Origin of the sequence: Chryseobacterium taiwanense, from assembly GCF_000813825.1 — a bacterium.
In the GTDB taxonomy this organism is placed as follows: Bacteria; Bacteroidota; Bacteroidia; order Flavobacteriales; family Weeksellaceae; genus Chryseobacterium; species Chryseobacterium taiwanense.
The window spans coordinates 35856-49709 of sequence record NZ_JWTA01000008.1 but is presented as its reverse complement, the minus strand read 5'-3'; the positions used below and the strand labels follow the sequence as shown (position 1 = coordinate 49709).

General features: G+C 35.9%; 15 protein-coding genes. 9 read left to right on the top strand and 6 right to left on the bottom strand.

Going from position 1 to position 13854, the window contains the following annotated elements; genetic code table 11:
- Positions 1 to 191: 191 nt before the first annotated feature.
- The 3 genes from RM51_RS19495 to RM51_RS10870 all read right to left on the bottom strand — a co-directional run bounded on the left by RM51_RS19495 (position 192) and on the right by RM51_RS10870 (position 2199).
- Positions 192 to 344 (bottom strand): hypothetical protein, encoded by a 153-nt coding sequence (locus tag RM51_RS19495; protein ID WP_165585000.1) that lies wholly within the window; start codon positions 342 to 344, stop codon positions 192 to 194.
- Positions 345 to 532: 188 nt separating this feature from the next.
- Positions 533 to 1129, bottom strand: coding sequence for a Crp/Fnr family transcriptional regulator (locus RM51_RS10875; protein WP_039369006.1), 597 nt, complete (start codon positions 1127 to 1129; stop codon positions 533 to 535).
- Positions 1130 to 1335: 206 nt separating this feature from the next.
- Entirely contained in the window at positions 1336 to 2199 is an 864-nt protein-coding gene (locus RM51_RS10870) for an SDR family oxidoreductase (protein ID WP_039369002.1), read from the bottom strand.
- A gap of 209 nt (positions 2200 to 2408) precedes the next feature.
- Here RM51_RS10870 and RM51_RS10865 point away from each other — a divergent pair, with 209 nt between their 5' ends.
- Genes RM51_RS10865 through RM51_RS10855 form a run of 3 tightly spaced genes read left to right on the top strand, consistent with a single transcriptional unit; the run spans position 2409 to position 4685 of the window.
- Positions 2409 to 3695: a chloride channel protein gene (locus RM51_RS10865; protein ID WP_039368998.1), complete on the top strand. Its 1287-nt coding sequence runs from the start codon at positions 2409 to 2411 to the stop codon at positions 3693 to 3695.
- A gap of 2 nt (positions 3696 to 3697) precedes the next feature.
- A complete protein-coding gene (locus RM51_RS10860) occupies positions 3698 to 4243 on the top strand; it encodes a dihydrofolate reductase family protein (protein ID WP_039368991.1) in 546 nt (181 codons plus the stop codon).
- A 40-nt stretch (positions 4244 to 4283) separates the two neighbouring features.
- On the top strand, positions 4284 to 4685 hold the full coding sequence (locus RM51_RS10855) for an NUDIX hydrolase (protein WP_039368989.1): 402 nt from the start codon (positions 4284 to 4286) through the stop codon (positions 4683 to 4685).
- Positions 4686 to 4723: 38 nt separating this feature from the next.
- Here RM51_RS10855 and RM51_RS10850 read toward each other — a convergent pair whose 3' ends face one another.
- Positions 4724 to 5023, bottom strand: coding sequence for a SemiSWEET transporter (locus RM51_RS10850; RefSeq protein ID WP_228375809.1), 300 nt, complete (start codon positions 5021 to 5023; stop codon positions 4724 to 4726).
- Entirely contained in the window at positions 5013 to 5198 is a 186-nt protein-coding gene (locus RM51_RS10845) for a hypothetical protein (protein ID WP_039368987.1), read from the bottom strand. Before RM51_RS10845 ends, RM51_RS10850 begins: the two co-directional genes overlap by 11 nt.
- Before the next feature lie 233 nt (positions 5199 to 5431).
- Here RM51_RS10845 and RM51_RS10840 point away from each other — a divergent pair, with 233 nt between their 5' ends.
- From RM51_RS10840 to RM51_RS10815, 6 genes are all read left to right on the top strand, one after another.
- Complete coding sequence (locus RM51_RS10840; protein WP_039368985.1) at positions 5432 to 5947, top strand: pyridoxamine 5'-phosphate oxidase family protein; 516 nt, start codon at positions 5432 to 5434, stop codon at positions 5945 to 5947.
- A gap of 13 nt (positions 5948 to 5960) precedes the next feature.
- Positions 5961 to 6965, top strand: coding sequence for a ligase-associated DNA damage response exonuclease (locus RM51_RS10835; protein ID WP_039368984.1), 1005 nt, complete (start codon positions 5961 to 5963; stop codon positions 6963 to 6965).
- The gene (locus RM51_RS10830; protein ID WP_039368983.1) at positions 6962 to 8542 is read left to right on the top strand and encodes an ATP-dependent DNA ligase; all 1581 of its coding nucleotides are present in this window, start codon (positions 6962 to 6964) and stop codon (positions 8540 to 8542) included. The genes RM51_RS10835 and RM51_RS10830 overlap by 4 nt, the downstream gene beginning before the upstream one ends.
- On the top strand, positions 8539 to 11001 hold the full coding sequence (locus RM51_RS10825; protein WP_039368980.1) for a ligase-associated DNA damage response DEXH box helicase: 2463 nt from the start codon (positions 8539 to 8541) through the stop codon (positions 10999 to 11001). The genes RM51_RS10830 and RM51_RS10825 overlap by 4 nt, the downstream gene beginning before the upstream one ends.
- Positions 10998 to 11645: a ligase-associated DNA damage response endonuclease PdeM gene (gene pdeM / locus RM51_RS10820; protein WP_039368979.1), complete on the top strand. Its 648-nt coding sequence runs from the start codon at positions 10998 to 11000 to the stop codon at positions 11643 to 11645. Before RM51_RS10825 ends, pdeM begins: the two co-directional genes overlap by 4 nt.
- Positions 11646 to 11759: 114 nt before the next feature.
- Positions 11760 to 12311 carry a ferritin gene (locus tag RM51_RS10815; protein ID WP_039368978.1) on the top strand — a complete coding sequence of 184 codons (552 nt, stop codon included), beginning with the start codon at positions 11760 to 11762 and terminating at the stop codon, positions 12309 to 12311.
- A gap of 602 nt (positions 12312 to 12913) precedes the next feature.
- On the opposite strand, the gene RM51_RS10810 is transcribed toward RM51_RS10815, so the two are convergent.
- Complete coding sequence (locus tag RM51_RS10810; RefSeq protein WP_039368975.1) at positions 12914 to 13846, bottom strand: LysR family transcriptional regulator; 933 nt, start codon at positions 13844 to 13846, stop codon at positions 12914 to 12916.
- Positions 13847 to 13854: the final 8 nt, after the last annotated feature.

The window sequence follows — 13854 nt, the reverse complement described above, 5'->3', positions numbered from 1 at the left end:
AGTCTGAATACAAATATTACACCTTCATATTGTTAACTAAAGTTAAATTTGAATATAAAAAAAACAATAAATAGTAGGTAAAACAATAAAATAGACAAAATTCTATTCAAAAAGTTCATAGATAATATAAAAACTCAGAAAAATATAAGTCAAAAATGAAGATTACATTTAAAAAACCTCCATGAAGAATTTTACTTTATTTTTTTGACTTTCACGATACTGTCTTTACGATATCTAACGGTATCCGAACCTGCTTTTAAAGTGTCCCGAACCACTAATGTATCATCTTTGATTAGGGTATCAGGAGTAATAATTGTATCCTGAATAGAAGTACTCTTATACACAGTTTCCTTTTTACAACTCCAAAATATAGTCAAAAATAGAGCTGAGAATAATACAGTAGATTTCATAATATTAAATTTTGTGGTGTTATTATCAAATTTAATGCATTATTTTCTGTTTATCTTATGATTTCAATCATAAAAAGAGAATGAAAAATAAAAATTCTTCTATCACAAATACAACACCAAATCTAATAGAAAATTTTCCCAAGTTCTATTTTGACCATTTTTTCCTTTTCCATTTTTTTTACCACACGGATGACAGTTTCAATTCTCAACCCCGTAAGAGAAGCTAACTGTTGTCTTGTAAAGGGAATCTGATAAGAAAAAGGTTCACTATACTGATGGTAATTTTTCAAACAATCCATTAGCTGTCTTACCCTTAGCAAAGGATTGCTTACGGAAAGATTATTGAGCATAATGTATCTGTAATACATTCTTTCGGCAGTATAGGTATACAAATCCCACAAAGATTTCGGACATTTTTTCAAAAACTCAAGGCATTTCAGTTTTGGAAGTTTTAAAATATCAGAATCTTCCAGCGCAATGGCGTTTATAGGGTAAGGCACTTCTGAAAATAAAAATGTCTCTCCAAAACAATGTCCTTTAAAGGGAACACTGTGAATAAACTCTCTTCCATCTTCATGGTAATTATTCAGCTTTACACTTCCGTGCTTTATTTGATAAAAATAATTAGGTTGTCCACCTTCCGTGAATATTACCTCATTTGCTTTATAAGTTTGCATTTCTGCTCCTAATGAAAGCAAAAGTTCTTCATTAAATATCATTTTTGAAGGCTAAAAGTTTTATTATTAATTTATATAAAACAAAAACATTAGAATTGCATAACATATCCTGCAAACGTTGATTACTTCAACAATAATGTTTCTTAATCGATCCCCAAAAATAGATAAAGACTTCACGAAAATTTATGATTACAATCATAAGTTCTATAGCAACAAGCTATAGTTGTCAAGTGTATACATAGAAATAATTACCCGTTTACAATCTCTCCTCCGTTAGGATGCAGAACTTGACCGCTGATGAATTGAGAATCGTCACACGCCAAAAAAAGAAAACACGGCGCAATTTCGTTAGGCATTCCTGCACGCTTCATAGGGGAATCACTTCCAAATTCCGAGTTTTTCTTAGGTTTAAATGAAGATGCAATCAACGGAGTCCAAACCGGACCTGGAGCCACCGCGTTTACTCTGATACCTTTATCCATAAGATTCGCGGATAAACTTCTCGTAAATGAAATTATAGCCCCTTTTGTTGCTGAATAATCGATCAGTTTTGGACTCCCTCTATAGGCAGTGACTGAAGAAGTATTGATGATACTGGAACCTTTTTTAAGGTATTGCATTGCATATTTTGTAATCCAGAAATAGGAGAAAAAATTGTTCTGGAAAGTCGTCAGCAATTGTTCCGTACTAATTTTCTCAATAGAATCGGCTTCCCAATGAAGTCCTGCGTTGTTGATGATAATATCAATTTTCTTATGAATTTTGATACTGTTTTCAATGACTTTTTTACAATGGTTCTCTTTTCCCAAGTCGCCTTTTATCAAAGTACATGTCCGGGAAAATGCTTCAACTTCCATTTGGGTCTGTTTTGCCTCTTTTGTTTCATTCAGATAAGCGATAATAATATCTGCACCTTCTTTAGCAAATAGTAATGCGACCGCTTTTCCTATTCCACTATCTCCCCCTGTAATTAAAGCTACTTTATTCTTTAACTTTCCTTCTTTAGGATACGCTAAGGGAGCAGTTTCAGGAAGGGGATTCATATTTTTTTCTACACCGGGTCGGTTTTGCTTTTGCAAAGGTCGAATCTTTTTTTTAGTCTCTTTTTGCATGTTGTTTTTTTAAAAGAGCTACAAATAATGTGCTACTATGAAACAAACAACTTTACATCTTTCTTTCAAAAAAAGGAATAAAATAAATCTGCACCGAAGACATTATGAACAAATCTCAGTACAAATAAAGGGGAAATTCTTTTCCATTTACTCAGATGTTCTCTAATTAAAATATCCCGTACCTTTGTATCAATTATAAATGAAATGGGATGCAAAAAGATAGTACACACAGAAAAAAAATCATTCGATATAGCTATATAAAACTCATTATAAGCTCGATTCTTGTAAGTATTGTTTGCTGCTTATTAGCCTATAGTTTCAAACATTTAACTGGTTATGTGCAGGATCATTTATTTGAAAGACTGATCACATTCGACAACAGGCTATTAATCATTTTTCCAAGTATAGGTATAACGATTATTTATTTCTTACGTAAGTATATCTTTCAGAACAGAAAAAATAAAGGGATTAAAGAAATATACACCACATTGGAAACCCGTAAGGATCATTTACCCTTTTTTAAAGTTCCATCCCATTACATCAATGGTTTTCTGACTGTAATTTTTGGAGGCTCTACCGGTGTTGAAGTATCTACAGTGGTAGCAACTGCCACAGTCGGAAATCAGGCTTATAAACATTTGCATTCTGCATGGGCATATAAAACGGAACTCATCTGCGCCGGAGTAATTGCCGGAGTGACCTTATTATTCGGAAGTGCTCTTGGTGGTTTTCTATTTGCCTTTGAAGTTATCGCACGTAAGTATAGTAAGAGTCTGGTGATTAGTGGAATTTGTTCTATGCTTATTGCTCAACTATTTGTTCATTATATTGACTCCAGTTCACTACTTCCTTTTGAAGTAAAAGAATGGCACTGGGAAGCTCTCCCCTTTGTAGCCGTATTAGGATTAATTGGTGGATTTCTGGCACTCTACTTCACAAAGATTGTCATTTATGCCAAAACATTTTTTGGAACAATAAAGAATAATTTTATTCGTGTTAATTTAGGTGCCATAACGGTTGGAGGATTTATCTTTTTCCTTCCCGCTCTTTATGGAGATAGCTATCACGGACTTGGCAAAATTCTGGAAAGCAGTTTACATGATTCTGTAAATATGGCTTATTTTCTCCCTCTACTGCTGTTTATTTTCATTAAACCTTTAGCAGCATCACTCACTCTTGGAGCCGGTGGTGACGGAGGCGTTTTTGCTCCCAGTATTGTGACGGGAGCCTTTTTAGGAGTTGTTTTCGCGCAGTTTTGTAACCATTACTTTGGTGCTCATCTTATTATTATAAATTTTGCATTATTTGGTGCTGCTGCTATGCTTTCAGCTGCTATTCATGCGCCTTTTACTGCTATTTTCATTATTGCCAGTATTGTACCATCCGGTCATTTGTTATTATTTCCTTTATTAATCGCAAGTGTTATTTCCAAAATGCTTGCAAAAAAGATCTATCCTTATAATGTGTACACCTATAAGGAGATTGCCCATCATTAAAAATGAGAAAAGTAATTGCAGCAATCAATATGACTATAGATGGATTTTGTGATCATACAGCCATCACACCAGATAAAGAAATCCATCAGCATTATGAGAATCTCTTGTTGAATGCAGGTGTAATCTTGTACGGCAGAATCACCTATCAGCTGATGCAATACTGGCAAGAATTGTTGGAACATCCTAGCGGTGAAAAATCTATGGATGATTTTGCTGTTGCCATTGATAAAATTCCGAAATTCGTTTTTTCCCATTCGTTGGAAACTACAGGATGGGATAGTGCAACTCTGTCCCAAACATCCCTTCAAGAGACTGTGGTAGCCATAAAAAATCAACCTGGTAAAGATATTTTGGTCGGTAGCCGAAGTATTATCATTCAACTTCTTCAGCTTGGTCTCATCGATGAACTTCAATTGTGTATCCATCCCGTCATTGCAGGTAATGGTTTACCACTATTTAAGGACATTAATCAAAGAATGCTTCTTAAACATACAAAAACTAAAAATTTTGAGGGCGGTGCTACCATTCTTTACTTTGAACCTAAGTAATTTGTTCTTTTATAATTCGATTTTAACAATATAAAGTAACATGAATACCATAATAGATAAAGTAGCATTAATCTGCATTTCAGAAAAAAAGATTTTAACCGCACTTTCCAAATCGAAAACCAATCTTTATTTGCCCGGTGGTAAAAGAGAACCCTATGAATCCAATACAGAATGCCTGAAAAGAGAAATCATGGAAGAATTGAATGTCGAAATTTCAGATCACTCCATACGCTATTTTGGTATATTTGAAGCTCCTGCTGATGGCAAGGAAACGGACGTTTGGGTTAAAATGACATGCTATTTTGCAGACTATTCCGGTTCACTCGCTGCTTCCAATGAAATAGAATCATTCGAATGGATATCACATGATGATAGGAATAGAACCTCAGCAGTTGTTAAGATTATTTTAGATCGACTGAAATGCTTGGATTTAATAAATTAAATTGTACCATTAAAAACTTTGCCGTTTATTTATCCGCATTATTTATTTTTATACATAAAATAGCAAATAAAAAGACACACATTTACCAGTACAGCAAAAGCATTTGAAAAAATAATGGGTAATTCATTTTTAAGAAATCCATACCATACCCATAAGGAAAGTCCTAAAATAAGAACGAGAATCATGACCCAAGATAGATCACTGGCATTTTTTTCTCTGATTACTTTTATAAGCTGGGGAAGCATTGAAAGGGAAGTTAGAGTTCCGGCAACAATTCCTAAAATATTCTCATTAATCATTACAGTCTTCTTTTTATCTATTCCTAAATTAATCTTCATCTTTTGTGTTTTTCACCAGACTAATTCCAGAGAAAAAGAAAATCAATCCAAGAACTCCAACCACCCCTAAAGTGGTATATTCTGAATTTTTATTAATCAATTCATAACCGGTATAAAGTAAACCAACAATTCCAAGAACCGTTAGTATAGTTCCAAAAATACGTTTGACATTCATAACTATTTGTTTTATATTGATTAAACTTTTAAAAAAACTGCAAATTTTAAGCCGCTTGTTTAAAATCTATTTTCCATTAAAAGATAAAAGCAAAAAAGAAACATTAGACTATTTGAAGTTCGGTGCTTTTTTAATGTGTTAAAAACTTAGAAAGTTCTCGCTTAGCAATATCCTGTAAAATCAAAAGGCATAATAGTTGATTTATAGGAAGAACTAATCACAATTTTATTATTATGTCACACTCAATTTCACCCCACGAAAATCTGAGCGGTTCTGTTGCAATTGAAAAAATCAAACACATAACCGAAGGTTCAGGAACCTGTTTTTTCTCTACTCATGTAAATGGTGACACCAAAAGCCGTCCTATGGCTTTGCAAGAAGTGGATACTGAAGGAAATCTTTGGTTTTTAAGCGATGTAAACAGCGATAAAAATCATGAAATATTCTCCGATTCTGATGTAGAACTCTATTTTATGAATCATTCCAAGTATGAATACATGCTCATTAAAGGAAAAGCTACCGTATCACAAGACAAAGCCCTTATTGAAAAATATTGGACTGATTTTGCCAATGCATGGTTTGACGGAAAAGATGATCCAAGTATCAGTGTTATTAAAGTAGCTCCAAATGACGGATACTATTACGAAACCAAACAAAATAAGCTGGTAGCGATGTCCAAAATGATTTTTGCCGCTATTACAGGAAAATCTATTGAAGATGGGGGTATAGAAGGAAAATTAGAAATCTAAGAAAGAATTTTAAATGCTCCTAAAATTCACTCCTAAAGGCATTTACTGTATTCCGGGTAAATTTTATATTGACCCTTGGAAGCCTGTAGATTTAGCGGTCATTACCCATGGCCATGCCGATCACGCCCGAAGCGGAATGAAAAAATACCTGTGTCATCACTTTACCAGACCTATTTTGCATTCCAGAATCGGAAAAGAAATTGAATGTCAAAGTCTGGAATATGGTGAAATCCTTACTATTAACGGAGTAAAAGTATCCCTTCATCCTGCGGGTCATATCATTGGTTCTGCTCAGATCCGGATGGAATATAAAGGTTATGTTTCGGTTGTTTCTGGTGATTATAAAATTCAGAATGACGGAATTTCCACCCCTTTCGAATCTGTACGATGTAACGAATTCGTTTCCGAAAGCACGTTTGGACTTCCTATCTACAATTGGCTTCCAGTCGAGGAACAGGAACAGCAAATGCGGAATTGGGTTGAGCAAAATAAATCTAATGGTAAAACCTCTGTATTTATAGGTTATTCATTAGGAAAATCGCAGAGAATCATGAAAGCTTTGGAAGGACTGGATGAGCTCCATGTCCACTACTCTATTGCGAAACTAAATGAAGCCTACGAAAGTGTAGGAATACAATTACCCAATTATAAAACAGTAGATCTCCGTGAAGATAAAAAACACCTCAACGGCAAAATAGTGATCCTTCCACCCGCTCTTATTGACAATCCGGCGATGAAGAAAATCCCTAATTTGGCATATGCCATTTGTTCCGGCTGGATGCAGATCCGTGGAGCCAGACGTTGGAGAAGTGCAGATGCAGGTTTTGCAATAAGCGATCATGCCGACTGGCCCGGCTTGATTTCAGCGATTAAAGCTACCGAAGCGGAAAAAGTACATATCACCCACGGACAAACCGCTGTTTTTTCAAAATATTTAACTGAAATAGGAATTCCCGCTGATGAAGTAAAAACCGAGTATGGAAACGATGAGGAAACCACAGAATTTGAACCAGAATGAAAGATTTTGCCACTTTAATCAATGCGCTCGACAGCACCAACAAAGCTTCCCTAAAACAGGAAGCTATTTTGAGGTTTATGGAAGAAGCTGATTCACAAGATAAAATGTGGTTTTTAGCATTATTTACAGGTAAAAAGCCTAAACGGAACATCAACTCTACGATCATGAAACAATGGGCGATGGAAGCCGCCCATATTCCTGAATGGCTGTTTGTGGAAAGCTATTCTTCCGTAGGAGATCTGGGAGAAACCATTTCACTGTTGCTTCCACCACCTCAACATACTACAGAATATTCACTTTCTGAATGGATGAATAAAATTATTGCACTAAAGGATTATTCCGAGGAACAGAAAAAAGAATTTGTTTTAGATACGTGGAAAAGCTTGGATACGGTGGAACGTTTTATTTTCAACAAATTACTGGGCGGAAGTTTCCGAATCGGTGTATCTTCAAAAACCCTTATTAATACGCTGGCCAAACATTATCACTTGGAAGCCGCTGCCGTTGCCCACAGCATTATGGGCGACTGGAATCCTCAGGAAATGGATTTCGATGCTTTAATCAAAGGGGAATATACCAACACCAATTTGTCAAAACCTTACCCTTTCTGTCTCGCCTATGCATTAGAAAAAAAACTGCAGGATTTAGGTTCGGAAAGTGATTGGCAGGCGGAATATAAATGGGACGGAATCCGTGGACAGCTGATTAGAAGAAATAATGAAATCTTCATTTGGTCCCGTGGTGAAGAATTGGTTACCCAGCAATTTCCTGAAATTGAAGCAGAACTTTCAACGTGGCAAGGAAACTTTGTATTAGACGGTGAAATTCTGGCTTTTAAAGATAATGCGGTTCTTAATTTTAATGAACTTCAAAAAAGGCTGAACCGGAAATCTTTAACAAAAAAAATGATGAAAGAAATTCCTGTCGTAGTTTTTGTTTATGATCTTCTGGAGTTTGAAGGAGAAGATTATCGTGAAAAACCACTCGCTGAAAGGCGAAAAAAATTAGAAGAACTCCTGCAAAATAATTCTTCCGAAAAGCTGATGATCTCCTCTGTTATTCCTTTTAAAGACTGGAATACCCTTCCCGAAATCAGGGAAAAATCAAGGGAAATCAACAGCGAGGGTCTAATGCTGAAAAATTACACTTCCCCTTATCACACCGGCAGAAAAAAAGGGGACTGGTGGAAATGGAAAATCGATCCTCTAACAATTGATGCCGTTCTTATCTATGCTCAAAAAGGCAGCGGAAGAAGAAGCGCGTATTATACAGATTACACTTTTGCTGTAAAAAAAGAAGGGAAGCTTGTGACCATCGCCAAAGCTTATTCCGGCTTAACGGATAAAGAAATTCAGGAAGTCAGCCAATTCATTTCTAAAAATGTGCTGGAAAAATTTGGTCCTGTACGAACTGTAAAACCCGAGCTGGTTTTTGAAATTGCTTTTGAGGGGATTGGATACAGCAGCCGTCATAAATCGGGAGTAGCCTTACGGTTTCCGCGGATATTGCGGTGGCGGAAAGATAAAAAAGCAGATGAAATAGACGATATAGAAGAGATAAAAAAACTTATTACGTGACATCAAAATTCGAACAGTCAGAAGGTTTTCGCATCATTCAGCAATGGCTGCATGAGAAAGATATGTCGCCTTTTTCTTTTCAGAAAGAGACGTGGCAGCGCTTTGCCAACGGCTATTCGGGAATGGTGATTGCGCCTACAGGATTCGGAAAAACCTATTCCGTCTTTGTCGCTGTTCTTATCGATTTTTTTAATCATCCTGAACGTTATAAAACAGGATTGAAGCTGCTTTGGATCACTCCCCTCCGTTCACTGGCAAAAGATCTGGCAAGAGCCATGCAGGAAGCTATAAATGAAATAGGCCTGGACTGGATTGTGGAAGTAAGAAACGGAGACACTGATGCTAAACAAAAACAGCGTCAGAGCAAAGCCATGCCGGATATTCTGCTCGTCACTCCGGAAAGTTTACATCTTTTGATGGCTCAAAAAGACAATCAGCGTTTTTTTAAAAATGTACACTGCATAGCAGTAGACGAATGGCACGAATTGTTGAGTACCAAACGCGGTGTGATGGTAGAATTGGCATTAGCCGTTCTCAAATACAGGAATCCTCAAATCAGAATCTGGGGAATTACTGCTACCATAGGAAATCTTGATGAAGCACTTGAAGTGTTAATTCCTGATCCTAAGAAAAGAACTAAAGTAATTGCTAAGGAGCAAAAGAAAATAGATATTTTATCAATCTATCCTCCTGAAGTTGAAATATTACCATGGGCAGGACATTTAGGAGGAAAACTGGTGCAAGAAGTTGTTCCAGTCATTCTCAAATCAAAGTCAACCCTTGTTTTTACAAATACACGGAGCCAGGCTGAAATGTGGTATCAATTGCTATTAGAAGCTTATTCTGATTTTGCGGGACAAATTGCTTTGCATCACAGCTCTATTGATGCTCATTTACGGCAATGGGTAGAAGAGAATCTGAATTCCGGAGCATTAAAAGCAGTGGTTTCCACCTCATCTTTAGACTTAGGAGTAGATTTTAAACCTGTGGATACCGTCATTCAGGTCGGCTCCAGCAAAGGAGTCGCCCGGTTTATGCAGCGTGCAGGACGAAGCGGACATTCCCCGTTTGAAACTTCTACCATTTATTTCGTTCCTACCCATTCGTTGGAGCTCATCGAAGTTTCCGCACTGAAAGAAGCCGTAAAAAATAAAGTGATTGAAAAACGGGAACCCTTCATTTTAGCCTACGATGTATTGGTTCAGTTTCTTGTTACTCTGGCTTTAGGAGGAGGGTTTTATGCGGGTGAACTTTTTTCTGTGATTAAAGGAACTTATGCTTTTTCAGAACTTAAAGAGGAAGAATGGAAATGGTGCATTTATTTCATCACACAGGGCGGAAAAACTGGAAAAAACTACGAAGAATTTCATAAAGTGATTCAGAAAGAGGATGGAAAACTAGTCGTTGAAAAAAGAAAAATTGCCATGCTTCATCGGATGAATATTGGTGTTATCGTGAGTGATTCTATGTTAAGGGTAAAATTTCTGTCCGGTGGTTATATAGGAATGATTGAAGAATATTTCATTTCAAAACTGCATAAAGGAGATAAATTTGTGTTGGCCGGTCGTATTTTAGAATATGTGATGCTGAAAGAAATGACGGTCTATGTCAGATTATCCAGCGGAAAAGCCATCACCCCGAGCTGGCTGGGTGGAAGACTACCACTTTCATCAAACCTCAGTTTCTTTTTAAGAAAAAAATTAGCAGAATCTTTATCTCCCCATTCCAGAGAAAAGGAACTTAAATTTTTACATCCTTTACTCGTCAACCAAAATGAAAATTCACACATTCCCAAAGAGAATGAATTTCTGGTAGAGCAGATCAAAACCAGAGAAAGTTATCATTTATTCTTTTATCCTTTTGAAGGGCGTTTGGTACATGAAGTGATGGCTGCTTTATTGGCTTATAGGATCTCAAAACTATATCCTATAAGTTTTTCAATGGCAATGAATGATTATGGCTTTGAATTGTTTTCAGATAAAGAAATCAAATTATCAGAAGAAGAGCTTCATCATATTCTTTCCAAAGAAAATTTAATGCAGGACGTGATCAGCAGTGTAAATTCAACGGAAATGGCACGAAGAAAATTCCGGGATATCGCGGTGATCTCCGGAATGGTTATTCAAACCATGCCAGGAAGACAGATCAATAATAAATCATTGCAATCCTCTTCAGGGATTATCTTCTCCGTTTTGGAAGACTATGATCCTGAAAATTTATTGCTTCGCCAAGCTTATACAGAAGTTTTCAACCAGCAGTTGGAAGAAGTCCGATTGATTGCTGCATTTGAGAGAATTCATCAAAGTAAAATTATTTATATTCATTCTGACCGTTTTACTCCCTTAAGCTTTCCTATAAAAGTTGACAGCCTTAGACAATCTTTATCCAGTGAAGATTTAACTTCAAGAATTCATAAGATGCAAGAAGCCAATTTGAAAAAGAAAAACAGAAAGAAATGAAGATTATCGAAAAGCTTATTTCTATTAAAGAACACCACTTTATTTTAACCAATCAACGTGCTTTGTTTTGGAAAGAATCTTCTGCATTGGTTTTATCTGACTTACACTTAGGAAAGACAGCACACTTCAGAAAAAACGGGATTGCTTTACCCTCCGATATTATACATCAGGATTTAAAAAGGTTATCAAGTTTAATTTATCATTTCAAAGCAGAAAAAATCATTATCGTAGGCGATTTTCTTCACGCAGGAAAAAATTCGGAATTTGAACTCTTTGCAAACTGGAAAATGCAGTTTCCCACTCTATCTGTTATTTTAGTAAAAGGAAATCATGACCGTATTTCAGAAAAGGATATTCTGGAGTTAGGAGTTTCCGAAATCCATACGATTTACAAGGAAAATGAATTTATTTTCAGCCATCAGAATCTGAAAGATGAGTCACAGTTTGTGATTTCAGGACATCTTCATCCGGGCGTTATGTTACAATCGTCAACCAAAAGATTAAAATTTCCGTGTTATATTGTGACTGATCATCAGCTAATTTTACCCGCTTTCAGCACATTTACCGGCCTGGATACCCAAGATTATTTTCCCAACGCACAAAAATATATTTTTACTCAGGATTCTATTTTTTTAATTTCTTAAAACGTAAAACCCTTCCTTACATAAAGGACATACAGGAATTTAGAATAATTTTAAAGTATTGAAACCGGGTGTTGGACTTGTTTTTGATGATCATATACTTAAATACACCACATTATGAACACAAAAAGAATTTCAGTACAACTAGAAACGGCATTATCCACGCAAATGAATGTGGAAGATTTGCAATCCCGAGTATACTTATCTTACGGAATCTGGGCAACCGATCAAGGCTATGACGGCATTGGAAATTTTTTGTTTCGACATGCGCAGGAAGAACGTAATCATTCTATTAAGTTTATGGAATATATTCTAAATCGAGGCGGAAAACCTAAGGTTGAAGCAATTCCATCTCCCGGAAAGGATCCCAAAAGCTTATCCGATTGTTTTAATTCAGTATTCAAACATGAAGTTGACAATACAGAAAAAATTTACGCCTTGGTAGATTTAGCTTTAACAGAAAAAGATTGGGCAACCTGGAACTTTTTACAATGGTTTGTGAAAGAACAAATTGAAGAAGAAACCTTAGCAATGGATCTTATAGACAAACTTAAAATTGCCGGAGGTGATCAAGCTTCTGATGAATCATTATTTACCCTAGATAAAACATTAGCAGAAATGCCTGACGAAGCAAAATTGGCACAAACCGCAACTGGTGAAAATCCTTAAAACCTTTTCAGTAAATCTAATGTTTGAAATCTTAAAAAGGAGTCATCTATTTTCTAACATAATTATTTTTTTTAGGAATACCGTTCGAATTAATTAGGTAAAAACAATTGCTTTGATTATCCCAATTAATTTACAGCATTTCTGAAAATGTGATTATACATTAAAAAAGATGTAATTATTTAAATTACATCTTTTTTAATTTTAAGACAGTTCCTACTTTAGTTTCACCAAAGTGTTTAGCTATTTATAAAGAGTCTTTCAGAAAATTCTGCCATACGAGAAAATTCATAAAAAGCTTTAATTAAATTATGGTTACTATATACTTAAAGGTACCAGTCTTATTTTTACACTGAAAAATGAATTATACTTCTCGATAAATAGTAAAATTGATTAAAAAATAATATTATATTTTTTTATTCGGTACATCCAAGTATATAGTTGCCTTGAAAAGGTGACAATATACTTAAATGTACCAGATACAACTTTCTCTAAAAATATCACCCTCACTGTTAGATTTATATATCCTAGATTGATTGTAGACAAATATTATTTTATATTTTTGATTTGGTACATCCAAATATGTAGTTACCTAATTTTATCAATTAGACTGTATAAGTAGATAATATAGGCTCCAACGTTTCCGCATATTCTGCAATTAATTTTTCTTTCAAAAATCTGATCTGATCGCCATATAGACTATTCTTTCTCTGTCCAAAATACATGGTATTTTGGACATCATTGTACCCCCGCCACAAAACCTTGACCTCGTTTTTGGCAAAGGCCTCCCTGCAGATAAAATCAGGCAGTACAGCCAAGCCCTGCCCCACTGACAGACAACGGATGATCGAAAACTTATTTGGAACAATATAATTAGGTACAAATTCCGGCATGATGCCAAAATTTTCCTGCCAGAACTGATTCAGAAGTTTCATGTCGGATGCTGTGTTATACCAAATCTGCTGCTGGAACCAGTTTTTCAACGATTCACTGTCATGCGGATCGATCGTTTCCCAGCCTGAAAGATCGGTATTTTTTCCGCAGACAACCATGAGGGTTTCAGTGGTAAAGGCTTCAAACTCTAAAATATTATCCTCCTTTGGCTTTGTGGTCAGAATAAGGTCCGCGCCGCCATTCTCAAGCAGTTCGGTCAGCTTCTCGTTCTCTCCGAACTGCATGATCAGGTTAAAGTCAATATAAGGAATATGCTGTTCAAGCGCCTGCTGAAAAGTTTCAACACACATCCCGACACTTACCGTAGGTCGGTCAGATCCGGCTTTACGTCTGAACCGCCCCTGGATTTCTTCAAGAACATTCAAAGAATGCTGCATCTGCTGATACAATAAATGCCCTCTTTCCGTGGGAACCATCTTTCGGGCTTTTCTTTCAAATAAAGGATAACCGGTATAAGTTTCCAGGGAATTGAGATGTATCCCAACTCCGGGCTGTGATACAAACAGCTGCTTTGCTGCACCGCTAAGCGTTCCCGTTTCATAAATAGCCTTAAAAGTCCTGAACCATTCCAAATTAGCATTCATATATAAAT

Excerpts from the sequence above, each read along its gene's own strand:
- RM51_RS10815 (WP_039368978.1), top strand. The coding sequence starts at position 11,760 with ATGAACACAAAAAGAATTTCAGTACAACTAGAAACGGCATTATCCACG.
- RM51_RS10875 (WP_039369006.1), bottom strand. The coding sequence starts at position 1,129 with ATGATATTTAATGAAGAACTTTTGCTTTCATTAGGAGCAGAAATGCAA.
- RM51_RS10860 (WP_039368991.1), top strand. The coding sequence starts at position 3,698 with ATGAGAAAAGTAATTGCAGCAATCAATATGACTATAGATGGATTTTGT.
- RM51_RS10870 (WP_039369002.1), bottom strand. The coding sequence starts at position 2,199 with ATGCAAAAAGAGACTAAAAAAAAGATTCGACCTTTGCAAAAGCAAAAC.
- RM51_RS10835 (WP_039368984.1), top strand. The coding sequence starts at position 5,961 with ATGCTCCTAAAATTCACTCCTAAAGGCATTTACTGTATTCCGGGTAAA.
- pdeM (WP_039368979.1), top strand. The coding sequence starts at position 10,998 with ATGAAGATTATCGAAAAGCTTATTTCTATTAAAGAACACCACTTTATT.
- RM51_RS10850 (WP_228375809.1), bottom strand. The coding sequence starts at position 5,023 with ATGAAGATTAATTTAGGAATAGATAAAAAGAAGACTGTAATGATTAAT.
- RM51_RS10810 (WP_039368975.1), bottom strand. The coding sequence starts at position 13,846 with ATGAATGCTAATTTGGAATGGTTCAGGACTTTTAAGGCTATTTATGAA.
- RM51_RS10845 (WP_039368987.1), bottom strand. The coding sequence starts at position 5,198 with ATGAATGTCAAACGTATTTTTGGAACTATACTAACGGTTCTTGGAATT.
- RM51_RS10840 (WP_039368985.1), top strand. The coding sequence starts at position 5,432 with ATGTCACACTCAATTTCACCCCACGAAAATCTGAGCGGTTCTGTTGCA.
- RM51_RS10865 (WP_039368998.1), top strand. The coding sequence starts at position 2,409 with ATGCAAAAAGATAGTACACACAGAAAAAAAATCATTCGATATAGCTAT.
- RM51_RS10830 (WP_039368983.1), top strand. The coding sequence starts at position 6,962 with ATGAAAGATTTTGCCACTTTAATCAATGCGCTCGACAGCACCAACAAA.
- RM51_RS10855 (WP_039368989.1), top strand. The coding sequence starts at position 4,284 with ATGAATACCATAATAGATAAAGTAGCATTAATCTGCATTTCAGAAAAA.